Below are 23,318 nucleotides of genomic sequence, written 5' to 3' on the forward strand. Positions count from 1 at the left end.
CTCTCCAAAGAGAGATTATTTTTGGATTGTAGCAACCGCGCCCGCACCAACAGTACGTCCGCCTTCACGGATCGCGAAACGAGTACCTTCTTCGATCGCGATTGGAGCGATAAGCTCAACTGTAACTGTGATGTTATCGCCAGGCATAACCATTTCAGTACCTTCTGGAAGAGCGATGATGCCCGTTACGTCAGTTGTACGGAAATAGAATTGTGGACGGTAACCGGAGAAGAAAGGCTTATGACGGCCACCCTCTTCTTTAGTCAGAACGTAGATTTGAGCTGTAAAGTTCGTGTGTGGTTTAACGGAACCTGGTTTCGCCAAAACTTGTCCACGCTCGATGTCTTTACGGTCAACACCACGAAGCAAAGCACCGATGTTGTCGCCTGCTTGAGCGGAGTCAAGCAATTTACGGAACATCTCTACGCCTGTTACGACGCATTTACGAGTTTCTTCCGCGATACCAACGATTTCAACTTCGTCTTGTACTTTAACAGTACCACGCTCTACACGGCCTGTAGCAACTGTACCACGACCAGTGATGGAGAATACGTCCTCGACAGGCATAAGGAAAGGCTTGTCAGTTTGACGCTCTGGAGTTGGGATGTAAGTGTCAACTTGTTCGAACAACTCAACGATTTTGTCAGCCCAAGGACCATCTGGGTTTTGCAGAGCTTCACGAGCTGCACCACGGATGATTGGCGTGTCATCGCCTGGGAATTCGTATTCGTTAAGAAGGTCGCGAACTTCCATCTCAACCAGTTCAAGCAACTCGTCATCTTCAACCATGTCGCATTTGTTCAAGAATACGACGATGTAAGGTACGCCTACTTGACGGGACAACAGGATGTGCTCACGAGTTTGCGGCATAGGGCCGTCAGCTGCGGATACAACCAGGATCGCTCCGTCCATTTGAGCAGCACCAGTGATCATGTTTTTAACATAGTCAGCATGTCCTGGGCAGTCTACGTGTGCGTAGTGACGGTTAGGAGTTTCATACTCAACGTGAGCTGTGGAGATTGTGATACCGCGCTCGCGCTCTTCTGGAGCTTTATCGATTTGGTCGAATGCTACTGCAGCACCGCCATAACGTTTGGACAATACTGTTGTGATCGCAGCAGTCAAAGTTGTTTTACCGTGGTCAACGTGACCGATAGTACCGATGTTAACATGCGGTTTATTACGTTCAAATTTAGCCTTTGCCATTTTAAACGATTCCTCCTTAGAGTGACTATTAGTTTATATTAAGCGCCTTTGCCTTTTGCAATAATTTCTTCTGCAATCGACTTAGGAACTTCTTCATAATGAGAGATTTCCATCGAGTAAACACCACGGCCTTGTGTTCTCGAACGAAGTGTTGTGGAGTAACCAAACATTTCGGACAAAGGCACTTTAGCACGGATGATTTGTGCTCCATGACGGTTGTCCATACCTTCGATGCGTCCACGACGGGAGTTAAGGTCACCCATAACGTCGCCCATGTACTCTTCAGGTACAGTAACTTCAACCTTCATGATTGGCTCAAGAAGAACCGGCTTACATTTTTCCTTAGCTGCTTTAAGCGCCATGGAACCTGCGATTTTGAACGCCATTTCGTTGGAGTCAACATCGTGGTAGGAACCATCGACAACTGTCGCTTTGATGTCAACGAGAGGGAATCCTGCAAGAACCCCGTTCTTCATCGACTCTTCGATACCAGCTTGGATTGGAGCGATGTATTCTCTTGGAATCGAACCGCCCACGATTTTGCTTTCGAACGTGAAGCCAGCGCCTGCTTCTTGAGGTTCGAACTCAACCCAACAATGTCCGTATTGACCACGGCCACCGGATTGACGAACGAATTTACCTTCAACTTTAGCAGCTGCACGGAAAGTTTCACGGTAAGCAACTTGCGGTTTACCTACGTTCGTTTCAACTTTGAATTCACGAAGCATACGGTCAACGAGGATTTCAAGGTGAAGCTCACCCATACCTGCGATGATCGTTTGGCCTGTTTCTTCATCAGTCGAAGCACGGAACGTCGGATCTTCTTCGGCAAGCTTTTGCAATGCGATACCCATTTTATCTTGGTCCGCTTTCGTCTTCGGCTCAACAGCAAGCTGGATAACCGGTTCAGGGAAGTTCATGGACTCAAGGATAACTGGGTTCTTCTCATCACAAAGCGTATCCCCTGTCGTTGTATCTTTCAGACCAACGGCAGCCGCGATGTCACCGGAGTATACGATGCTGATCTCTTGACGGCTGTTCGCATGCATTTGCAGGATACGACCAACGCGCTCACGTTTGCCTTTTGTCGCATTGACGACATAGGAACCGGAGTTCAGAACGCCCGAGTATACGCGGAAGAATGTTAGACGACCAACGAAAGGATCTGTCATGATTTTGAACGCAAGCGCTGAGAACGGTTGGTCGTCAGCGGATTTACGAGTCACTTCAGTTCCATCGTCAAGTACACCTTTGATATCAGGTACGTCAATTGGAGCAGGCAGGTAATCAATTACCGCGTCCAGCATCAATTGAACACCTTTGTTACGATAAGAGGAACCTGCGATTACTGGGAAGATCTTAACCTCACAGACACCTTTACGAAGTGCTGCTTTGATTTCAGGGACCGTCAGTTCTTCGCCTTCGAGATATTTCATTGTAAGCTCTTCATCAAGCTCAGCAACTTTCTCTACAAGCTCAAGACGCAGTTCAGCTACTTTATCTTTGAACTCAGCAGGAATTTCAACTTTCTCAATGTCCTTGCCAAGATCATCTTTGTACATGTAGGCAACTTCTTCAACAAGGTCAATGATGCCTTTGAAATCACTCTCAGCACCGATTGGAAGTTGAATAGCAACCGCATTTGCACCTAGTTTATCACGCATGGATTGAACAACTTGCAGGAAGTCTGCACCGATGATATCCATTTTGTTAACATAAGCAATACGTGGAACGTGGTATTTATCAGCTTGTCTCCAAACTGTCTCGGATTGAGGTTCAACGCCCTCTTTCGCGCTAAATACACCTACTGCTCCGTCCAACACGCGCAGGGAGCGCTCTACTTCTACAGTAAAGTCAACGTGCCCCGGGGTATCGATGATGTTGATGCGGTGACCATTCCATTGCGCAGTTGTAGCGGCGGAAGTAATCGTAATTCCGCGCTCTTGCTCTTGCTCCATCCAGTCCATCGTAGCTCCACCTTCGTGGACCTCACCGATTTTGTGAACTTTACCAGTGTAGAACAAGATACGCTCTGTCGTAGTCGTTTTACCAGCATCAATGTGAGCCATGATCCCGATATTACGCGTGTTTGCTAAGGAGAACTCTCTAGCCATAGGTCGGTATTTCTCCTTTCATTAATTCGATCAATATTCTACCAACGATAGTGAGCAAACGCTTTGTTTGCTTCAGCCATTTTGTGCGTATCTTCACGTTTCTTAACGGAAGCGCCTGTGCTGTTGCTAGCGTCGATGATTTCATTAGCCAATCTTTCTTCCATCGTCTTCTCACCACGAAGACGGGAATAGTTCACCAACCAACGAAGACCAAGAGTCGTACGACGCTCTGGTTTTACTTCGATTGGCACTTGATAGTTAGCGCCACCTACACGGCGAGCTTTAACTTCAAGAACTGGCATGATGTTTTTGATAGCAGCTTCGAACACTTCCATAGGCTCTTTTCCTGTACGATCTTTCACCAGGTTAAAAGCGTTATATAGAATGGACTGAGCTACCCCTCTTTTTCCATCGATCATAATACGATTGATCAGACGAGTAACAAGTTTGCTATTGTAAATCGGATCTGGCAATACGTCTCTGCGAGTAACTGGACCTTTACGAGGCATAGTTATCCCCCTTTCTTTCAAGAATCATTCGTATTTGGTAAAGCTTATTTTTTAACCTTCGGACGTTTTGTACCGTATTTGGAACGAGCTTGTTTACGGTTATTAACACCGGATGTATCAAGCGCGCCGCGAACGATATGATAACGCACCCCTGGAAGGTCTTTTACCCTTCCGCCACGGATCATAACAACGCTATGCTCTTGCAGGTTGTGACCGATACCTGGAATGTATGCAGTCACCTCAATACGGTTCGTTAAACGAACACGAGCATATTTACGAAGTGCGGAGTTTGGCTTCTTTGGAGTCATTGTGCCTACACGCGTGCAGACACCACGTTTTTGAGGAGCGCTCAAATCCGTTGCCTCTCTTTTCAAAGCATTAAACCCTTTTTGCAAAGCTGGGGATTTGGATTTATCCACCTTAGCTTGGCGACCTTTACGTACTAATTGGTTAATTGTTGGCATTTCGTTACCTCCTCCCTACAGTCATAACATAATGTGCTTTTTTGCAAGCCCACAGATCCAGGCGAGTCATAAATGAGCAAAGAGAAAGTCTTTGCTATGGACGGCCGAGCAAATCACCAGCATTCACCAACGCCAATTCCACGAACAAAAACATCGTAAGCTTTTATTCATTTACAACAGCTGCTACCGCAGCTCCAACTTCAATTCCACATGCCTTACCTAGCATCTTCATAGAATCTACGTAGGTTACAGGTATTCCCTTCTGCGAGCAGAGGTTCACCAGATTTATCGTCAATCGCGGATCTGCATCTCTCGATACGACGACTGCGAGCGCCTTACCTTGCTCGACAATCTTCGTTACCTTCTTCGTGCCTACCTTAACATTCTTCGCCTGTTTGACAATATCGTACGACATTCAGGCACCTCCTTCAAAGAAAGGAAAGAATATGACTTAGGCACACTACGATATATTAGCATTTTGGTATACCTCATGTCAAGGCGCTAGTGCTTCTATTTTTCAGATTTACATAAAGTTAAAAAAAGAGAGACGGCACACCTCAATCTGTGGCCGTCTCTTGCGATTCCGCCGCGTTATTACTCGACAGCAACCGTCTCTTTTTCTACGCCTTCATCCGTTTCGATAACTTCGTTCGGATTCGTAATGCGAATGTTGCGGTATCTTGGCATGCCCGTACCTGCCGGGATCAATTTACCGATGATAACATTCTCTTTCAGACCTAGCAACTGATCGACTTTACCTTTGATCGCAGCGTCAGTCAAGACACGAGTCGTCTCTTGGAACGATGCCGCGGACAAGAAGGAATCTGTCTCCAGGGATGCTTTCGTAATCCCGAGAAGGATCGGTCTAGCAACCGCCGGTTCAGCGTCAGCGAACAGAGCAACCTTATTGGCTGCTTCATATTCATGAATATCAACGAAGGAGCCTGGCAGCAATGTCGTGTCACCCGCATCGACGATACGGATTTTGCGCAACATTTGACGTACCATAACTTCAATATGCTTATCGTTAATTTCTACCCCTTGGTTACGGTAAACGCGCTGTACTTCTTGCAGAATGTAGTTCTGCACGCCGCGGATACCTTTAATACGGAGCATTTCTTTCGGATCGATGGAACCGTCTGTCAACTCGTCGCCCGCCTCAACCTGTTGGTTAAGGGTAACACGAACACGAGAGCCATATGGTACGGCATATACTTTGGATTCCGCTTCACCTTGCACTTCGATTTCGCGGCGATCCTTCGCCTCACGGATTTCCTTCACGACGCCATCGATTTCGGAAATGATCGCTTGACCTTTCGGATTACGCGCCTCGAAGAGCTCTTGAATACGCGGCAAACCTTGCGTAATATCGTCACCGGCAACGCCCCCGGTATGGAATGTACGCATCGTAAGCTGGGTTCCTGGCTCCCCGATGGATTGTGCCGCGATAATACCAACCGCTTCACCAATCTCAACGAATTGACCTGTTGCCAAGTTACGGCCGTAACATTTTTTACATACGCCATGGTTGGTGCGGCAGCTAAGAACAGAGCGAATTTGCAAACGCTCAATGCCTGCAGAGATAATCGCATCCGCAATGTCGGATTCGATCAGCTCGTTACGGTTAACGATAACTTCGCCAGTTTGCGGATGGCGAACGGTTTCAAACGCGTAGCGTCCTTCAATACGGTCGTAAAGATCTTCAATGACCTCTTTACCGTCTTGAATTTTGCTAACCATGAAGCCTTTATCCGTACCGCAATCGTCTTCGCGCACGATGACGTCCTGCGCAACGTCGACGAGACGACGTGTCAAGTAACCGGAGTCCGCTGTACGAAGCGCCGTATCGGCAAGACCTTTACGCGCACCGTGCGTGGAAATAAAGTATTCCAAGATCGTCAAGCCTTCGCGGAAGTTCGATTTGATCGGGAGCTCCATAATCTTACCGGACGGGTTCGCCATCAGACCACGCATACCGCCTAGCTGTGTAATCTGCGATTTGTTACCCCGCGCTTTCGATTCCACCATCATCGCAATGGAGTTGTACTTATCGAGGGATTTCATCAGGATATCCGTGATTTCGTCCTTCGCTTTGCTCCAAATCGCAATGACACGGTCATAACGCTCTTCATCCGTAATCAAACCTCGGCGGTATTGGTTCGTAACGACGCGGACCTTCTCTTCGCAATCTTTGAGAATACCAGCCTTCTCTGTAGGTACGACAACGTCTGCGACCGCAACTGTAATCCCCGCTTTGGTGGAATACGTGAAGCCAAGCTCTTTAATTTTATCCAAAATCATCGACGTTTGCGTCGTGTGGTATTTACGGAAGCACTCGGCAATGATCGACCCGAGGTACTCTTTACCTACCGCTTTGTTCTCAGGGCGTTCCGCCATAATTGCGCGCAGATCGGCACCTTTCTCAAACACAAAGTGGGAGTCCGGAATACCATTCAACAGATTCGTTTTCGTTGGCTCATTAATGTACGGGAAATCTGCAGGATAGATTTCGTTCATAATGATTTTGCCAATCGTCGTAATCAGCATCGCGTTTTGTTGTTTCTCTGTGAAGCTCGTTTTGTTCAACGCTCTTGCAGGGATCGCAACGCGTGCATGCAGAGCCATTTTACCCGATTGGTAGGAAGAAACCGCTTCGTGTACAGTTCTAATAATGGAACCTGCACCTTTAGCAAATTTGTTGTCCGTTGTTAAATAGAAGCTTCCGAGAACCATATCCTGGGAAGGTGTAACAACCGGTTTACCGTCTTTCGGGTTCAAAATGTTACCGGACGCCAGCATCAGCAAACGTGCTTCCGCTTGCGCTTCGGATGACAACGGTACGTGCACCGCCATTTGGTCACCGTCGAAGTCAGCGTTGTACGCTGTACATACAAGCGGGTGAAGCTTAATGGCGCGGCCCTCGACCAGAATCGGTTCGAACGCCTGGATACCAAGTCTATGCAATGTGGGGGCACGGTTCAGAAGAACTGGATGCTCCTTGATGACTTCTTCGAGTACATCCCATACATCCGGGCTTACGCGCTCAACTTTACGTTTCGCACTCTTGATGTTGTGGGCAAGACCTTTATTCACAAGCTCTTTCATGACGAAAGGCTTGAACAGTTCAAGTGCCATTTCCTTCGGAAGACCGCACTGGTACATCTTCAGGTTAGGACCTACGACGATAACGGAACGACCGGAGTAGTCAACCCGTTTACCGAGCAAGTTTTGACGGAAACGTCCTTGTTTCCCTTTCAGCATGTGCGAGAGGGATTTCAATGGACGGTTACCTGGTCCAGTAACTGGACGGCCGCGGCGACCGTTATCGATCAGCGCATCGACTGCTTCCTGCAGCATGCGCTTCTCATTTTGAACGATAATGTCCGGCGCGCCGAGATCGAGCAATCTTTTGAGACGGTTGTTGCGGTTGATCACGCGGCGGTACAAATCGTTCAAGTCGGACGTTGCAAAACGGCCACCATCCAGCTGTACCATCGGACGCAGTTCAGGAGGAATGACCGGCAGAACGTCAAGTACCATCCAGCTAGGCAAGTTTTTGGAGTTACGGAATGCTTCCATTACTTCCAAACGCTTGATCGCACGGTTACGGCGCTGACCTTGTGCAGTTTTCAATTCTTCCTTCAGCGTGTCGACTTCGCGTTCAATGTCGATGTCAACAAGAAGCTTTTTGACAGCTTCCGCACCCATGCCGGCTTGGAACGCATACCCGTATTTCTCACGGTAGCTGCGGTATTCCTTTTCCGACAAGAGCTGTTTCTTCTCCAAAGGCGTGTCGCCTGGATCCGTGACAACGTAGGACGCAAAGTAAATGATCTCTTCCAACGATCTTGGAGACATATCCAGTGCGAGACCCATACGGCTCGGGATGCCTTTGAAGTACCAGATGTGAGACACAGGGGCAGCAAGCTCAATGTGCCCCATACGTTCACGGCGTACCTTTTGACGGGTTACTTCAACGCCACAACGGTCACAAACGACACCTTTATAGCGCACGCGTTTGTACTTACCGCAATGACATTCCCAATCTTTCGTAGGTCCGAAGATCTTTTCGCAGAAAAGACCTTCTTTCTCAGGTTTTAAGGTTCTGTAGTTAATCGTTTCCGGCTTCTTTACTTCCCCACGGGACCAAGAGCGAATTTTATCGGGTGATGCCAATCCGATTTTCATAAACTCGAAGTTGTTAACGTCCATCAAGGAGCAACCCTCCTTTAAGAATTTAAAACCACGTTGCCGTGTTTCGTTCTCGATCTATTGCGGTGCTTATCTTAATCGTTGACGCCGAGCTCGGTGCCTTCGATATTCAGGTTCAATTTGTCGCTGGTGATGTCGTCGTCATCGTCCGCTTCGCGCATTTCGATCTCTTCTTCGTCGCCGGACAGGATCTTCACGTCCATACCCAAACTTTGAAGCTCTTTGATCAAAACTTTGAAGGATTCCGGAACGCCCGGTTCCGGCACGTTCTCGCCTTTCACGATGGATTCGTACGTTTTGACACGTCCTACAACGTCATCGGACTTAACTGTAAGAATTTCCTGGAGCGTGTATGCTGCGCCGTAGGCCTCGAGGGCCCAAACTTCCATCTCCCCGAAACGCTGACCGCCGAACTGTGCTTTACCGCCCAGTGGCTGCTGTGTAACGAGAGAGTAAGGACCGGTGGAGCGAGCATGGATTTTATCGTCAACCATGTGCGCCAGTTTGATCATGTACATAACGCCAACGGTAACTTCACGCTCAAACGACTCCCCTGTACGTCCATCGTACAGAACCGTTTTACCGTTACGCTGCATGCCGGCTTCTTCCATCGCATCGAACACGTCATACTCGCGCGCGCCGTCAAATACCGGCGTAGCGGCATGAATGCCGAGGTAACGGGAAGCCATGCCCAAGTGAACTTCAAGCACTTGACCGATGTTCATCCGGGAAGGAACCCCCAGCGGGTTGAGTACGACCTCAACCGGCGTACCGTCCGGAAGGAACGGCATATCTTCTTCAGGCAAAATACGAGCGACGACCCCTTTGTTGCCGTGGCGTCCCGCCATTTTATCACCTTCGGAAATCTTACGTTTCTGAGCGATGTACACACGGACGAGTTGATTCACGCCTGGAGGCAGCTCATCGCCGTTCTCACGCGTAAATACTTTTACGTCAACAACGATACCATCTGTACCGTGCGGTACGCGAAGGGACGTATCACGAACTTCACGGGCCTTCTCACCGAAGATTGCGTGGAGCAATCTTTCTTCGGCCGTCAGCTCCGTCACACCTTTCGGTGTTACTTTACCGACGAGAATGTCGCCGGCGCCGATCTCGGCACCAACGCGGATAATACCGCGCTCGTCAAGGTTCTTCAGCGCATCTTCCCCAACGTTCGGGATGTCGCGTGTAATCTCTTCCGGTCCAAGCTTCGTATCGCGGGCTTCGGACTCGTACTCCTCGATGTGAATGGAGGTGTAGACATCCTCTTTCACAAGCTTTTGGCTCAGCAAGATCGCATCCTCGTAGTTGTAACCTTCCCATGTCATGAAGGCAACGACCACGTTGCGGCCAAGCGCCAATTCGCCTTGTTCAGTGGACGGACCGTCCGCCAAAATATCGCCTGCTTTAATCAACTGCCCCTTCTTCACGATCGGACGTTGGTTAATGCAAGTACCTTGGTTGGAACGCATGAACTTGTGAAGCTTATATTTGACCAGGTTGCCGCTTACCAGCTTGCCATCGACCATTTCTTGACGACGAAGCCAAATTTCATTGGCAGCAGCCTTTTCGATAATTCCATCAAATTTGGAGACAATACATACTCCCGAGTCCTTCGCAACCTTATGCTCCATACCGGTACCGACAAGCGGGGCTTTCGGAATCAAAAGCGGAACCGCTTGACGCTGCATGTTGGAACCCATGAGCGCACGGTTGGAGTCATCGTTCTCGAGGAACGGAATCAGCGCTGTCGCCACGGAAACAACCTGCTTCGGCGAAACGTCCATGTAGTCGACACGTTCTACCGGCAGCGTTAAGTTGTCATCCTTATAACGAACGATAATCGCATCTTCAACGAATTTGTTGTCTTCGGTGAGTTCCGCGTTCGCTTGCGCGATAACGTAGTTATCCTCTTCGTCGGCAGTCAAATACGCGATTTGATCCGTAACAACACCGGTCTTCGGATCAACCCAGCGATAAGGGGCCTCGATGAAGCCATACTCGTTAATGCGGGCAAACGTCGACAAGGAGTTGATCAGACCAATGTTCGGTCCCTCAGGCGTCTCAATCGGACACATACGGCCATAGTGAGAGTGATGGACGTCCCGAACTTCCATGCCTGCGCGCTCTCTCGTCAAACCGCCCGGTCCGAGTGCGGACAGACGACGTTTGTGCGTGAGCTCGGCAAGTGGATTTGTTTGGTCCATAAATTGCGACAATTGCGAGCTTCCGAAGAACTCTTTAATCGACGCAATGACCGGACGAATATTGATCAACGCTTGAGGCGTAATCACATTGGCATCCTGAATGGACATCCGCTCGCGAACGACGCGCTCCATCCGGGAAAGACCGATGCGGAATTGGTTTTGCAGCAATTCACCGACAGAACGCAGACGACGGTTGCCCAAGTGGTCAATATCATCCGTATTGCCAATGCCATGCAGCAAGTTGATAAAATAGTTAATGGACGAAATGATGTCGGCTGGCGTGATGTTCTTAACTGTTTTATCGATGACACCGTTGGAAATGACTTTAACGATTTTGCCGTCTTCGAGCGGCGAATACACGTTAATGCATTGAACCGGGATCGTATCGGCGCCGGTCACGCCTTTCGGAATCGAGAACTCCTTGTTGCCTGCCCCTTTTTCAATAAAAGGAAGGATTTCGTCGAGCACGCGGCGATCCAGCAATTGACCGGCTTCCGCGATAATTTCGCCCGTCTCGTTATCCACCAGCGTTTCCGCGAGGCGTTGGTTGAACAAGCGATTCTTGATGTGCAGCTTTTTGTTGATTTTGTAACGACCGACGTTCGCGAGATCGTAACGTTTCGGATCGAAGAAGCGCGCCACGAGCAAGCTTCTTGCATTCTCGAGTGTCGGCGGCTCACCTGGACGAAGACGCTCATAGATCTCGATCAACGCTTTTTCCGTAGAATCGGTGTTGTCTTTGTCGAGCGTGTTCCGAATATATTCATTGTCGCCGAGCAAATCGATAATCTCAGCATCCGTGCCAAAGCCTAAAGAACGCAGCAAGACCGTAACCGGAATTTTACGCGTGCGATCAATACGGACATAGATGATGTCCTTCGCATCAGTTTCCAGCTCGAGCCAAGCACCACGGTTCGGGATAACCGTCGCGGTGTAAGTTTTCTTGCCGTTTTTATCCACTTTCGTGCTATAATAAACGCTGGGAGAACGAACGAGCTGGGAGACGATTACACGCTCCGCGCCGTTAATAATGAATGTTCCCGTATCGGTCATGATAGGGAAATCCCCCATGAACACCTCTTGCTCCTTGACCTCTCCGGTTTCCTTATTAATCAAACGGACTTTGACTCTTAATGGCGCCGCATACGTTACATCGCGTTCTTTGGATTCATCGACCGAGTACTTAGGATCACCTAAGCTATAGTCAATAAACTCCAGTACCAGGTTACCCGTAAAATCCTGAATCGGGGAGATGTCTTGAAACATCTCACGAAGCCCCTCTTCCAAAAACCATTCGTACGATTTTTGCTGAATTTCAATCAGGTTTGGAATGCCCAGCACCTCATTAATTCGTGCATAAGTCCTGCGTTTACGTCGTCCAAATTGAACAAGATGTCCCGCCAACTTTCATTCACCCCTCAACTCTACTCAATAAATAAAAAAAGAAAGAAGAAAAACTTCGACCGACATGCATTCAGGACGCCTCCATGCGTGGAGCCCGTCCGAATTGTGCAGCTGTATGGATGAGTTTTTCCCTTTTGCCTTACACATTTCCAAATATTTCTTTCCATCCTGTTAGAGTTTCCTAAAATTCAAACATTATACGTTACAAGTTTAAATTTTATTCATCCCGGACGAAAAAAATGACTTGACATTTTTGTCAACTAAAGACATGTGTCCCATCTTAATACTGACATTTTCTAATAATATCACATGCGAAATGTCAAGTCAAATACTTTCCGCCCTTTACATAAATTAAAAAGCCGGATTATTTTGTCGCTTTCAGAATACGATAGCCCTTATCTTTCGATACTTCTTCAACCTCGGCATACAGCAACTCGAGTTTCTTCATCGCGGATGGCGCGCCCTGTTTTTTCTGAATAACTACCCAGAGCGAACCGCCTTCGACAAGACAAGCATGCGCATCTTCGAAAATGCGGTGAACCACATCTTTGCCGGCACGGATCGGCGGATTCGTCAGAACCACATCGAATTGCTGCTCTTTTACTTGCTCCAACACATCACTTTGCAGAATCGTCACATTGGCAATCCCGTTTTGCTTCGCATTTTGCATCGAGAGCTCGATCGCCCGCTCGTTAATGTCCACCATGGTGACATGCCCCTTCGGACACATCAAAGCTGCACTCAATCCAATCGGACCGTAGCCGCAGCCGACGTCAAGCACCTTGGCATCCTCGGGAAAATCCATCGTTTCGATCAAGTGCCTGCTGCCATAATCCACGCCATTCTTTGAAAATACACCGCTATCCGTTAAAAAGGTCAAGCTTCTGCCGCGCAGCACATCCTTCGTCGTTTGCACATTTCGCTTCACGGTAGGCTGCTGCGTATAATAATGTTCGGCCATGCTTAGAAATTCCTCCTCTTTCTACCGTTAGGAAAATCATAGCCGCGCGTTCGTTCCTAAGGCTTTCCTAAGGGTACAAACATCGATTTCCATAACGCCTAAAAAAACCCCTTGAAGACAAGCTTCAAGAGGTTTTCTCTAGTAAAAGAAAATTACTTAACTTCTACAGTTGCGCCAGCTTCAGTCAGCTTAGCTTTAACAGCTTCTGCTTCTTCGGAGCTAACTTTTTCTTTGATTGGTTTTGGAGCGCCGTCAACCAGGTCTTTTGCTTCTTTCAGACCAAGGCCAGTGATTTCGCGAACCACTTTGATAACGTTGATTTTGGATGCACCAGCGTTAGTCAGGATTACGTCGAACTCAGTTTGCGCTTCTTCTACTGCTGCTGCGCCGCCAGCTACTACAGCTACTGGAGCTGCTGCTGTTACGCCGAATTCTTCTTCGATCGCTTTGATCAGGTCGTTCAATTCCAAGATTGTCATGCCTTTGATTGCTTCAAGGATAGTTGCATTGTTGCTCATGGTTAAACCTCCATTATCATCAATAAATTTAGTTTGGGTTGTTGTAAAACGGTCCGAGCGTCAAACTTAAGCTTGACCTTCAGCTTCTTTCTTCTCAGCAACTGCTTTAACAGCAAGTGCAAAGTTACGAACTGGAGCTTGAAGAACGCTAAGCAACATGGAGAGCAAGCCCTCTCTGGACGGAAGATCCGCCAGTGCTTTGATTTGATCGTAACCAACGACGCGGCCTTCAACGACGCCAGCTTTTACGCTCAATTTATCGTTCTTTTTCGCAAACTCAGTCAAGATCTTAGCAGGCGCCACAATATCGTTATTGCTAAATGCGATCGCAGTAGGACCTGTCAAGAACTCATCCAACTCCGTCAATTCAGCGTTTGCTGTTGCGCGTCTTGCCAAAGAGTTTTTCAAAACTGTAAATTCGATGCCAGCTTCACGTAAGCTTTTACGCAGCTGAGTTACTTGAGCTACGTTCAAACCACGGTAGTCTGCCACGACTGTACAAGCGCTCGCTTTGAACTTTTCAGTTACTTCCGCTACCGCCGCTTGTTTCTCTGCAAGAATTTTCGCGTTTGCCATAGTTACACCTCACTTCTCATGCATTTATGATTCAAGTTCGCAAACAGTAGGAGCGTTAGCATTTCTTATAAAAATAAGAAATGCCTTCGTAGACGCTACGAAGGCATGATGTTCACTCATTCCGTGCAAGCACTAAGAAATCGCAATCTATATCATAACACCTCGGTAGGAAATTAAGCCCGCAGGGCACCTACTGTCTACGGTTTGCATATTCGTTTGTCAGGACCTTTGATAGAGTATCACGACCAGTGGCCGAAGTCAACTGGTAGCTATTACTTATCTGAAGGATTGCAGGTTAACACGTACGCTTGGTCCCATTGTGGAGGAAACAGCGATGTTTTTCAGGTATACACCTTTAGCAGCTGCTGGTTTCGCTCTTACGAGGGCATCAACCAAGGCTTTGAAGTTTTCTTGCAGCTTCTCAGCTTCGAAGGATACTTTACCAAGTGGAGCATGGATTTGGCCTGCTTTGTCGAGACGGTATTCGATTTTACCAGCTTTGATCTCTTGAACAGCTTTAGTAACGTCGAAAGTAACTGTTCCTGCTTTAGGGTTCGGCATCAAACCTTTACCCCCGAGGATACGACCCAGTTTACCTACTTCGCTCATCATGTCAGGAGTCGCTACGCAAACGTCGAATTCGAACCAACCTTGTTGGATTTTGTTGATCATGTCTGCATCACCAACATAATCCGCACCGGCTGCTTCAGCCTCTTTTGCTTTCTCGCCTTTTGCAAATACGAGAACGCGTTTTGTTTTACCAGTACCGTGTGGAAGTACAACGACACCACGAACAGCTTGGTCTTGTTTTCTTGGGTCTACACCCAGACGAACTGCAACATCCACAGTTTCGTCGAATTTAGCAGGAGCTGTTTTCTTAACAAGCTCGATTGCTTCGGACGGATCGTACAAAGTTTCAGCATTTACAAGCTGAGCAACTTCGCGGTATTTTTTACCGTGTTTAGGCATGAAATTTTCCTCCTTAGTGGTATTAGCGGATGATCCTCCCACCGAGCGGCTAGCACGACGCTGCCGCGATTCCATTCAAAGATGGAATTAGTCTTCGATGACGATACCCATGCTGCGAGCAGTACCCTCAACCATGCGCATAGCAGCCTCAACGGATGCAGCATTCAGGTCAGGCATTTTTTGCTCAGCGATTTCACGAACTTTTGCGCGTTTCACAGTTGCCACTTTCTTTTTGTTCGGTTCACCGGATCCTTTTTCGATACCAGCAACGACGCGAAGAAGAACTGCAGCCGGAGGCGTTTTCGTGATGAATGTAAAGGAACGATCCTCAAACACTGTGATTTCAACCGGAATGATAAGACCCGCTTGATCAGCAGTACGAGCATTGAACTCTTTACAGAAAGCCATAATGTTCACACCTGCTTGACCGAGAGCCGGACCAATTGGTGGTGCTGGATTTGCTTTCGCAGCTTGAACTTGCAGCTTAACGATTTTAATAACCTTTTTTGCCATGATAGACACCTCCTTGCCGTAGTATGGGACTCCGCGGAGTTTCATCCCACCAACATAGGTCTATCCCAAGGAATAGACCTGGTAAAACCTTTTGGTTGTTGTCAACGTCTTATAGCTTCTCCACTTGATCAAAATCAAGCTCAAGCGGCGTTTCCCTACCAAACATATTGACGTGTACCTTGAGTTTACCCTTATCAGCCACAATCTCTTCAACTGAGCCGACGAAGTTCGCAAATGGACCCACCTTGACACGCACGGTTTCTTTGAGTTCGAAGTCGATCTTCGCCTTCGGCTCTTCCATTCCCATGTGTTTCAGGATCGATTCAACTTCCTCTGGTAACAATGCAGTTGGTTTAGAGCCAGATCCCGTAGAACCTACGAATCCGGTAACTCCAGGCGTATTGCGAACAACATACCAGGAATCATCCGTTTGAATCATTTCGACAAGGACATAGCCTGGATAAACTTTGCGCATGACAACTTTCTTCTTGCCATCCTTGTTCACCAGTTCTTCTTCCATCGGCACAAGCACGCGGAAGATCTTGTCCGTCATCTCCATGGACTCAACGCGCTTCTCTAAATTGGCTTTCACTTTGTTTTCATACCCAGAATAGGTATGTACGACGTACCATCTTTTTTCCATGAATAAATTCACCTATTGTCCTGTTTATTTAAAAACAAGGCGCAGCAACTCAGAGATGCCTAGATCAAGCACAAAAAAGTAAACAGCAACGAAAGCAACGGTACCGATAACGACAAGCGTATAAGTAATCATTTCTTTACGGCTCGGCCATTTAACCTTTTTGAGTTCTGACCAACTGTCGGTGAAGAAGGAAAAAGTGGATCCGAAGCTTTGTCTCATTCTAGCCAAGAACCCCACAAACTACACCTCCAAGGAACTACCTAGTCTCGCGATGAGCAGTATGTTCATTGCAAAATTTGCAATATTTCTTCAACTCAATACGGTCGGGATTGTTGCGCTTATTTTTAGTGGATGCATAGTTTCTTTGTTTGCAATTTGTGCACGCTAATGTGATAATGACCCGCATGATGTACACCTCCTACATAGACACTTTCTAATTAAAGCCCTTTGAAGCGCATCAAAAAGAAAGCGACTTTCAGGGCTACCTGAACTACTTTATCACAACCGTTCCCCGAGTGTCAAGGCGGCAGTCTCACAATTGCAAGAGTATCACCAGTATAGACCTCGCGGCCGATCGCTAAACGTATTTACAAAGAAAAACACCCGCACAGCTTGGACAGCGCGGGCATTTCTATAAGTCTCTGACTTCCAAATATCGCTCAAGCTTTCGTTTGACGCGCTGAAGAGCATTATCAATTGACTTGACATGACGGTCCAAATCCACAGCAATCTCCTGATAGGATCTCCCATCAAGATAAAGCATGAGCACTCTCCGCTCCAAATCGCTCAAAATCTCTCCCATTTTATCTTCCAGACCCGTAAACTCTTCCTGATTGATAAGAAGCTCTTCGGGGTCTGTCACTCTAGATCCGCTAATCACATCAAGCAGCGTACGATCCGAATCTTCATCATAAATGGGCTTGTCCAAAGATACGTAGGAATTCAAAGGGATATGCTTCTGGCGTGTCGCCGTCTTTATCGCCGTAATAATCTGCCGCGTAATGCACAATTCAGCAAAGGCTTTAAAGGAAGCTAGCTTGTCTCCCCGGAAGTCGCGGATAGATTTATACAAACCTATCATGCCTTCCTGAACAATATCTTCTCGGTCCGCACCAATCAAGAAATAAGAACGCGCTTTGGCACGCACAAAGTTCTTATACTTGTTGATGAGATATTCCAACGCTTCGCTGCTGCCTTCACGGACGGCTTCGACGATGTCTTCATCTGGCTTGAGGTCATAATCATACATTCTCAGTTCTTTGAGGTCGACGCTCACCAACACAATCCCTCCGGCCTGCAAGACTACCCAGATTCACTATAAGTACCAGTTCAAAAAGTCGGATTTCCATAACCGAAAAGACAACTTTATGAACAACCTCTATAAAAGTTAGGTTAAGTATACATGATGAAATCTGACACCGTCAACGGGGAGCCGCACCATTTCTAGCATTTGGAGGGTTTTACTCACCTCGGCGCATCCGTTCGAGCTTCGCTTTCTGGTCCTCGTTCAAACTGCCTTCGAACGGATTGCGCCGCTTCGTATGTTCCGTTTTGATCTGTTCGCGGACCTCTTTGCGACTCAGTTTAATTTTGGTCAAAAGTTCCTTTGCTGGAAGCCGCAGCGCACCTTTCCCGAAAATGACATGCTGTTCAATCATATCTGAAGTGGCGACGAATATCTCCTTGCGCCTGCCCATTAAATTCGTTACCAGCCGCTCGATCCGTTCATCCGCGGTTTCCTTCTCCTTAGTGTACAAGACCACCAGCTTGCTATGAACATAAGACTTCCCTAGCCCAGGCACCATGTAAGCATCGAAGACCAGATACACCTTCATTCCGGAAAAAGACTGATACTCCGCCAGCATATGAATCAGCTTGTCACGTGCGCCCTCAAGATCCGTATCCTTGAGTTTGCTGAGCTCCGGCCAGGCTCCAATGATGTTGTAGCCGTCTACGATCAGGTACTGTTCCATGCGAACCTAGCGTGCGCGTTGTCGGACAACTTCGTACATGAGCACACCGGCAGCAACGGATGCGTTCAGCGAGTTGACATGCCCGGCCATCGGCAGCTTTACCAAAAAGTCGCAGCGCTCTTTGATCAAACGGCCGACGCCTTTGCCTTCATTCCCGATCACTAGCGCGATCGGCATGTTGAAGTTCGCTTTGTACACGTCCTGCGCCGCGGTCACATCCGTTCCGGCAACCCACACGCCCTGTTCCTTGAGCTGCTCAATCGTTTGTGCAATGTTCGTTACCCGCGCGACGGACACGTATTCCACCGCTCCTGCGGAAGTCTTGGACACGGTGGCCGTCAGACCGACGGAACGGCGTTTCGGGATAATGACCCCGTGCACACCTGTGCAGTCAGCCGTTCTCAGGATCGAGCCCAGATTGTGCGGATCTTCAATTTCATCCAGAATGAGGATAAACGGGTCTTGACCAAGCGCCTTCGCTTTCGCAAGAATATCCTCGACTTCCACATATTCATATGCGGCGACTTGCGCGACGACGCCTTGGTGCTGTAGGCCTTCTGCCATTTGATCCAATTTTCGTTTATCCGTGAACTGTACGAGAATGCCAAGATTTTTCGCTTCGGCCACAATCGGTCCGGCGAATTGCTTTTGCGCGTTCTCGGCAATCCAAATTTTATTAATGCTCCGCCCCGCGCGAAGCGCCTCCATGACAGAGTGCTTCCCGCCGATGATATCTTCTTCCATCCGACTTCCTCCTATTTTTGCACCTTGTCCTGATTAAAGGCGATGGCAAAATCCATAATCTCCTTCAATCGTTTGAACGACTTTTGGTAATATAAGTAACCGATCAAGCACTCAAACGCGGTGCTATGCCGATATTCAAGCACATCCGCATTTTTGGCCGTCGTTCCCGATTTGGCATTCCGGCCCCGCTTCACAATGTCTTGCTCTTCCTCCGACAGCGTCGGCATCAGCGCTGCGAGCAGCTTCGACTGCGCTTTCGCGGAGACATACCCCGTCGCTGCGCGGTGCAAATGATTCGGACGGTGATTGCCGCCCGAAATCACGTACTGCCGCACATATACTTCATACACCGCATCGCCGATATAGGCGAGAACGAGCGGATTTAGAAGGTTGGGGCGCGTAGTTGGAGGAAAAGCGAACAAATTGGCATCTTCGATCGTGAATTCGCTCATTTTCTGCGCCAGCGTATTCCTTGCGGCGTATCTTCAAGGAATATCCCTTTCTCCGTCAGCAGATCGCGGATCTCATCGGCGCGCGCCCAATTCTTCGACTTGCGTGCCTCGGTCCGCTCGACAATCAACTTTTCGATTTCGGCGTCCAGCAGTTCGTCCGCCGCTTGTGACAAGAGTCCGAGCACCGCATCGAATCGTTCCAACTGCGCCATAAATTGCTGAACCGCCTCGCTATGCACCCGCTCCTGTTGGAGGTAATGATTCGCCTCCGACACCAGTTCGAACACCGCGGTAATCGCATCCGGCGTGTTGAAGTCATCATTCATTTTATCCACAAATTGCCCATTAATTTCTTGAATCCGCGCTGTGATCGCGCTGTCGACTTCACCTGTGGCTGATGCTGTATTTAATCGGTGCTTCAAGTTATCATACGCATTCTGAATCCGCTCCAGTGAATTCGCCGCCTGCTTCAAGCTTTCGTCGCTAAAGTTCAACGGATTGCGATAATGGGCAGCCAGCATGAAGAAGCGGAACACCTGCGGCTTCATCTGCTTCAGCAGATCGCGGATCAGGATACCGTTGCCCAGCGATTTGGACATTTTCTCATTATCGATGTTGAGGAACGCATTGTGCAGCCAGTAATTGGCCATTGGATGACCGGTGACCGCCTCGGTCTGCGCAATCTCGCATTCATGGTGAGGGAACGTAAGATCCTGACCGCCGCCGTGAATGTCGATCGTTTCGCCGAGATATTTGCGCACCATGGCGGAGCACTCGATGTGCCAGCCCGGACGCCCTTGCCCCCAAGGGCTATCCCAATAAATCTCGCCGGGCTTCGCGGCTTTCCATAGCACGAAGTCCTGCGGATTCTCTTTGCGGTCGTCCACTTCGATCCGGATGCCGTATTGAAGCTCTTCCAGGTTCTGATGGGACAGCTTGCCATAGTCCGCAAACTTCGTCGTCCGGTAGTACACGTCACCGCCCGCTTCATAGGCGAAGCCTTTTTCCACCAGGGCCGCAATGAAGTCGACGATTTCCTGAATGTTGTCCGTCACCCGCGGGTTCAGCGTCGCATCGTGCACTCCCATCGTCTTGATATCCTCCAGGAAAGCCGCGATAAACGTCTCCGCTAGCTCAGGAACCGTCACCGCCATTTCCTCGGCTTTGCGGATCATTTTATCGTCCACATCGGTGAAGTTCGTAATATAAGTAACCTCATACCCTTGCGATGCCAGATAACGGCGAACCACGTCGAAAAAAATAACCGGACGCCCGTTCCCGATATGAATATAGTTGTATACGGTCGGTCCGCATACGTACATTTTGACTTTCCCTGGCTCGATCGGCACGAATTCTTCCTTCTTGCGGGATAACGTATTATACACTTTGAGTGTCATGTTCTCTTTGTTCTCCATTCTTGGTTCTTAGCGCTTCAAGCTGCGCTTTCAGCTCATCAATTTGCTTCTGCATATCCTGAAAAATATCGACAATCGGATCCGGCAGATCACCATGATCCAACCGGTTGACGCGCACGCCATCCCGCTTCACGACTTTGGCCGGCATCGTCACCACGGTGCTGTTCGGCGGCACTTCGCGGATCACAACCGCATTGGAGCCGATCCGGGAATTCTCGCCAACAAGGAAGGACCCGAGAATCTTGGCCCCGGAGCCTACAACCACACTATTACCAATTGTCGGATGTCTTTTCCCTTTCTCCTTGCCGGTTCCCCCGAGCGTTACACCTTGATAGAGAATAACATCGTCGCCGATTTCGCATGTTTCCCCAATGACAATCCCCATCCCATGGTCGATGAACAAACGTTTGCCGATCGTAGCGCCAGGATGAATTTCAATTCCGGTCATGAACCGGCTCACCTGCGACACGATACGTGCGATCGTGAACATGCCTTTCTTATAGAACCAATGCCCGATTCGGTGCGCCCAGATGGCATGCAGGCCCGAATACGTAAATACAACCTCGAACCAACTGCGCGCCGCGGGGTCATTGTCGAAAACCGCCGAAATATCTGATTTGATCGCTCTCCACATGCTCGCTCACCTTCTCCGTATAATGCAAAAATGCAAAAAGCCCCCGCAGCCCATAAAAGGACTGCAGAGGCGTATCATCGCGGTTCCACTCTGCTTGGTGACTCGGAAGTCTCCCAACTCAAGTGCCCTTAACGCGGGCCATTCGGCGGCACCTACCCACTCCATGAGTGATCGGCGAAGCTGCTCACAGGTGCATTTCCGATTACAAGGATTGGATAACTCACAGCCGCTGCCGAAGCAACGATTATCCTCTCTGACGAATCCTTTGTTAATCCTACTCTCCTGATCATTGCATTTGTTATAACCTCAAGTATAGCGAAAAGAAACCCCGTTTACAATAAGCTTCTCAAGCGAGCGGCAACTTTTTCTTTGCCAAGCAAGTACAGCGAGACGTTCAGGTCCGGTCCGTGCACTTGGCCGGTCAAGGCGGAGCGGATGGACATGAACAACTGTTTGCCCTTGTAGCCCGTTTCTTTCTGCACGGCTTTCAGCAGCGCAGGGATCGCTTCCACGGTGAACGCTTCCGCTTGCTCCACTTGCGCGAGGAAGGCAGACAGCACCGCCGGCACATGCTCTTCCTTGAGCACAGCGGCCGCTTCGTCGTCGATCACGAGCTCTTCTTTGAAGAAGAGGCTTGCCAATTCGACAATTTCCGCCGCGTAGCGCATTCTCTCCTGGTTCAAACCAACGAGAGCCGTTACCCACTCTTGCGATGCGGCATCCAAGTCTGCCTGGATATAGCCGGCTTTGACCAGATGCGGTACGCACAAGTCAACGACGCGGGAAAGCGGGGCTTTCTTGAGATAAGCATTGTTCATCCAGTTGAGCTTGTCCATATCGAACACAGCCGGGCTCTTCGATACCCGCTCGAGATCGAACTGCGCGATCAGCTCTTCCTTGCTGAACATCTCTTCTTCGCCGCCCGGGGACCAGCCCAGCAGCGCGATGAAGTTGAGCACCGCCTCCGGCAGGTAGCCCAGCTCCTTGTACTGCTCGATGAACTGGATGATCGATTCGTCGCGTTTGCTCATTTTTTTTCGATCCTGATTCAAAATGAGCGCCAAATGCGCGAACTCCGGCACCGGCATGCCGAGCGCCTCATACATAAGAATCTGCCGCGGCGTATTGGACAGGTGCTCCTCCCCGCGGATCACCAGATTGATGTTCATCGTGTGATCGTCGACGATCACGGCGAAGTTGTACGTCGGAATGCCGTCCGGACGCGCGATAATAAAGTCGCCGATCCCGTTCGAGTCAAACTCAACGTGCTCGCGCACTTTATCTTCGAAGCCGATGACCCGGTCAGCCGGCACGCGGAAGCGCGTCGAAGGCTGGCGGCCTTCGGCTTGGTACGCCGCGATCTGCTCCGCCGTCAGGTTGCGGCACTTCCCGGAGTAGCCGCCCATCTCGCCGCGCGCCTCTTGCTCTGCCCGCTCCTGCTCGAGGTCCGACTCCGAGCAATAGCAGTGGTAAGCGTGCCCGCTTTCGAGCAGCTGATCCAAATATTTTTTATAAATGTCGAGACGCTCCATTTGCCGATAAGGCGCATAGGGCCCGCCGATGTCCACGCTCTCGTCCCACTCCAAGCCCAACCACTTCAGACCGTTCAGTTGATCGGCGATGCCGGACTCCTTATGGCGCGTCTGATCCGTATCTTCAAACCGCACAACAAACGCTCCGCCATGACGGCGGGCAAGCAAATAATCAAACAAAGCCGTGCGTGCGCCGCCGATGTGCAAATGACCCGTCGGGCTAGGCGCATACCTTACGCGTAAAGGCTGATTCATCGCATTGTCCCTCT

22 protein-coding genes and 1 other annotated feature are annotated in these 23,318 nt (G+C 49.1%); all 22 genes read right to left on the minus strand.

Going from position 1 to position 23,318, the window contains the following annotated elements; translation table 11 throughout:
- Positions 1-15 precede the first annotated feature (15 nt).
- Positions 16-1,206, minus strand: a complete 1,191-nt coding sequence (gene tuf / locus EJQ19_RS25720; protein WP_126144101.1) for an elongation factor Tu — start codon at positions 1,204-1,206, stop codon at positions 16-18.
- 38 nt (positions 1,207-1,244) lie between these two features.
- A complete protein-coding gene (gene fusA / locus EJQ19_RS25725; RefSeq protein WP_126144102.1) occupies positions 1,245-3,320 on the minus strand; it encodes an elongation factor G in 2,076 nt (691 codons plus the stop codon).
- A gap of 38 nt (positions 3,321-3,358) precedes the next feature.
- Positions 3,359-3,829 (minus strand): 30S ribosomal protein S7, encoded by a 471-nt coding sequence (gene rpsG, locus EJQ19_RS25730; RefSeq protein WP_126144103.1) that lies wholly within the window; start codon positions 3,827-3,829, stop codon positions 3,359-3,361.
- A gap of 44 nt (positions 3,830-3,873) precedes the next feature.
- Entirely contained in the window at positions 3,874-4,293 is a 420-nt protein-coding gene (rpsL, locus tag EJQ19_RS25735; protein WP_126144104.1) for a 30S ribosomal protein S12, read from the minus strand.
- Between the two features lie 163 nt (positions 4,294-4,456).
- Positions 4,457-4,708, minus strand: a complete 252-nt coding sequence (locus EJQ19_RS25740; RefSeq protein ID WP_126144105.1) for a ribosomal L7Ae/L30e/S12e/Gadd45 family protein — start codon at positions 4,706-4,708, stop codon at positions 4,457-4,459.
- Between the two features lie 179 nt (positions 4,709-4,887).
- Entirely contained in the window at positions 4,888-8,508 is a 3,621-nt protein-coding gene (gene rpoC, locus EJQ19_RS25745; RefSeq protein ID WP_126144106.1) for a DNA-directed RNA polymerase subunit beta', read from the minus strand.
- Positions 8,509-8,579: 71 nt separating this feature from the next.
- The gene (rpoB, locus tag EJQ19_RS25750) at positions 8,580-12,119 is read right to left on the minus strand and encodes a DNA-directed RNA polymerase subunit beta (protein WP_126144107.1); all 3,540 of its coding nucleotides are present in this window, start codon (positions 12,117-12,119) and stop codon (positions 8,580-8,582) included.
- 364 nt (positions 12,120-12,483) lie between these two features.
- Complete coding sequence (locus EJQ19_RS25755) at positions 12,484-13,080, minus strand: class I SAM-dependent methyltransferase (protein WP_126144108.1); 597 nt, start codon at positions 13,078-13,080, stop codon at positions 12,484-12,486.
- A 152-nt stretch (positions 13,081-13,232) separates the two neighbouring features.
- Positions 13,233-13,598, minus strand: coding sequence for a 50S ribosomal protein L7/L12 (gene rplL / locus EJQ19_RS25760; protein WP_126144109.1), 366 nt, complete (start codon positions 13,596-13,598; stop codon positions 13,233-13,235).
- Between the two features lie 66 nt (positions 13,599-13,664).
- Positions 13,665-14,174 carry a 50S ribosomal protein L10 gene (rplJ, locus tag EJQ19_RS25765; protein ID WP_126144110.1) on the minus strand — a complete coding sequence of 170 codons (510 nt, stop codon included), beginning with the start codon at positions 14,172-14,174 and terminating at the stop codon, positions 13,665-13,667.
- Positions 14,175-14,241: 67 nt separating this feature from the next.
- Positions 14,242-14,395: a sequence feature (ribosomal protein L10 leader region), on the minus strand.
- A 55-nt stretch (positions 14,396-14,450) separates the two neighbouring features.
- Positions 14,451-15,143 (minus strand): 50S ribosomal protein L1, encoded by a 693-nt coding sequence (gene rplA / locus EJQ19_RS25770; RefSeq protein WP_126144111.1) that lies wholly within the window; start codon positions 15,141-15,143, stop codon positions 14,451-14,453.
- A gap of 87 nt (positions 15,144-15,230) precedes the next feature.
- Positions 15,231-15,656 (minus strand): 50S ribosomal protein L11, encoded by a 426-nt coding sequence (rplK, locus tag EJQ19_RS25775; RefSeq protein WP_126144112.1) that lies wholly within the window; start codon positions 15,654-15,656, stop codon positions 15,231-15,233.
- A 109-nt stretch (positions 15,657-15,765) separates the two neighbouring features.
- A complete protein-coding gene (gene nusG, locus EJQ19_RS25780; RefSeq protein ID WP_126144113.1) occupies positions 15,766-16,299 on the minus strand; it encodes a transcription termination/antitermination protein NusG in 534 nt (177 codons plus the stop codon).
- 24 nt (positions 16,300-16,323) lie between these two features.
- A complete protein-coding gene (gene secE / locus EJQ19_RS25785; protein WP_126144114.1) occupies positions 16,324-16,536 on the minus strand; it encodes a preprotein translocase subunit SecE in 213 nt (70 codons plus the stop codon).
- A 19-nt stretch (positions 16,537-16,555) separates the two neighbouring features.
- A complete protein-coding gene (gene rpmG, locus EJQ19_RS25790; protein WP_079418041.1) occupies positions 16,556-16,705 on the minus strand; it encodes a 50S ribosomal protein L33 in 150 nt (49 codons plus the stop codon).
- Positions 16,706-16,930: 225 nt separating this feature from the next.
- Positions 16,931-17,575, minus strand: a complete 645-nt coding sequence (sigH, locus tag EJQ19_RS25795; protein ID WP_126144115.1) for an RNA polymerase sporulation sigma factor SigH — start codon at positions 17,573-17,575, stop codon at positions 16,931-16,933.
- Positions 17,576-17,759: 184 nt separating this feature from the next.
- Positions 17,760-18,272, minus strand: a complete 513-nt coding sequence (locus EJQ19_RS25800; protein ID WP_126144116.1) for an NYN domain-containing protein — start codon at positions 18,270-18,272, stop codon at positions 17,760-17,762.
- A 6-nt stretch (positions 18,273-18,278) separates the two neighbouring features.
- Positions 18,279-19,016 carry a 23S rRNA (guanosine(2251)-2'-O)-methyltransferase RlmB gene (gene rlmB, locus EJQ19_RS25805; RefSeq protein WP_126144117.1) on the minus strand — a complete coding sequence of 246 codons (738 nt, stop codon included), beginning with the start codon at positions 19,014-19,016 and terminating at the stop codon, positions 18,279-18,281.
- 11 nt (positions 19,017-19,027) lie between these two features.
- Complete coding sequence (locus tag EJQ19_RS25810; RefSeq protein WP_126144118.1) at positions 19,028-19,468, minus strand: Mini-ribonuclease 3; 441 nt, start codon at positions 19,466-19,468, stop codon at positions 19,028-19,030.
- Positions 19,465-20,865 (minus strand): cysteine--tRNA ligase, encoded by a 1,401-nt coding sequence (cysS, locus tag EJQ19_RS25815; RefSeq protein ID WP_126144119.1) that lies wholly within the window; start codon positions 20,863-20,865, stop codon positions 19,465-19,467. Before cysS ends, EJQ19_RS25810 begins: the two co-directional genes overlap by 4 nt.
- The gene (gene cysE, locus EJQ19_RS25820; RefSeq protein ID WP_126144120.1) at positions 20,846-21,517 is read right to left on the minus strand and encodes a serine O-acetyltransferase; all 672 of its coding nucleotides are present in this window, start codon (positions 21,515-21,517) and stop codon (positions 20,846-20,848) included. The genes cysS and cysE overlap by 20 nt, the downstream gene beginning before the upstream one ends.
- 332 nt (positions 21,518-21,849) lie before the next feature.
- Positions 21,850-23,304: a glutamate--tRNA ligase gene (gene gltX, locus EJQ19_RS25825; RefSeq protein ID WP_126144121.1), complete on the minus strand. Its 1,455-nt coding sequence runs from the start codon at positions 23,302-23,304 to the stop codon at positions 21,850-21,852.
- Positions 23,305-23,318: the final 14 nt, after the last annotated feature.

Source organism: Paenibacillus whitsoniae (assembly GCF_003955665.1).
Taxonomy (GTDB): domain Bacteria; phylum Bacillota; class Bacilli; order Paenibacillales; family NBRC-103111; genus Paenibacillus_E; species Paenibacillus_E whitsoniae.

Coding starts and splice junctions, on each gene's coding strand:
- tuf (WP_126144101.1), bottom strand. CDS start 1,206: ATGGCAAAGGCTAAATTTGAACGTAATAAACCGCATGTTAACATCGGT.
- fusA (WP_126144102.1), bottom strand. CDS start 3,320: ATGGCTAGAGAGTTCTCCTTAGCAAACACGCGTAATATCGGGATCATG.
- rpsG (WP_126144103.1), bottom strand. CDS start 3,829: ATGCCTCGTAAAGGTCCAGTTACTCGCAGAGACGTATTGCCAGATCCG.
- rpsL (WP_126144104.1), bottom strand. CDS start 4,293: ATGCCAACAATTAACCAATTAGTACGTAAAGGTCGCCAAGCTAAGGTG.
- EJQ19_RS25740 (WP_126144105.1), bottom strand. CDS start 4,708: ATGTCGTACGATATTGTCAAACAGGCGAAGAATGTTAAGGTAGGCACG.
- EJQ19_RS25755 (WP_126144108.1), bottom strand. CDS start 13,080: ATGGCCGAACATTATTATACGCAGCAGCCTACCGTGAAGCGAAATGTG.
- rplL (WP_126144109.1), bottom strand. CDS start 13,598: ATGAGCAACAATGCAACTATCCTTGAAGCAATCAAAGGCATGACAATC.
- rplJ (WP_126144110.1), bottom strand. CDS start 14,174: ATGGCAAACGCGAAAATTCTTGCAGAGAAACAAGCGGCGGTAGCGGAA.
- rplA (WP_126144111.1), bottom strand. CDS start 15,143: ATGCCTAAACACGGTAAAAAATACCGCGAAGTTGCTCAGCTTGTAAAT.
- rplK (WP_126144112.1), bottom strand. CDS start 15,656: ATGGCAAAAAAGGTTATTAAAATCGTTAAGCTGCAAGTTCAAGCTGCG.
- nusG (WP_126144113.1), bottom strand. CDS start 16,299: ATGGAAAAAAGATGGTACGTCGTACATACCTATTCTGGGTATGAAAAC.
- rpmG (WP_079418041.1), bottom strand. CDS start 16,705: ATGCGGGTCATTATCACATTAGCGTGCACAAATTGCAAACAAAGAAAC.
- EJQ19_RS25800 (WP_126144116.1), bottom strand. CDS start 18,272: ATGGAACAGTACCTGATCGTAGACGGCTACAACATCATTGGAGCCTGG.
- rlmB (WP_126144117.1), bottom strand. CDS start 19,016: ATGGAAGAAGATATCATCGGCGGGAAGCACTCTGTCATGGAGGCGCTT.
- EJQ19_RS25810 (WP_126144118.1), bottom strand. CDS start 19,468: ATGAGCGAATTCACGATCGAAGATGCCAATTTGTTCGCTTTTCCTCCA.
- cysS (WP_126144119.1), bottom strand. CDS start 20,865: ATGACACTCAAAGTGTATAATACGTTATCCCGCAAGAAGGAAGAATTC.
- cysE (WP_126144120.1), bottom strand. CDS start 21,517: ATGTGGAGAGCGATCAAATCAGATATTTCGGCGGTTTTCGACAATGAC.
- gltX (WP_126144121.1), bottom strand. CDS start 23,304: ATGAATCAGCCTTTACGCGTAAGGTATGCGCCTAGCCCGACGGGTCAT.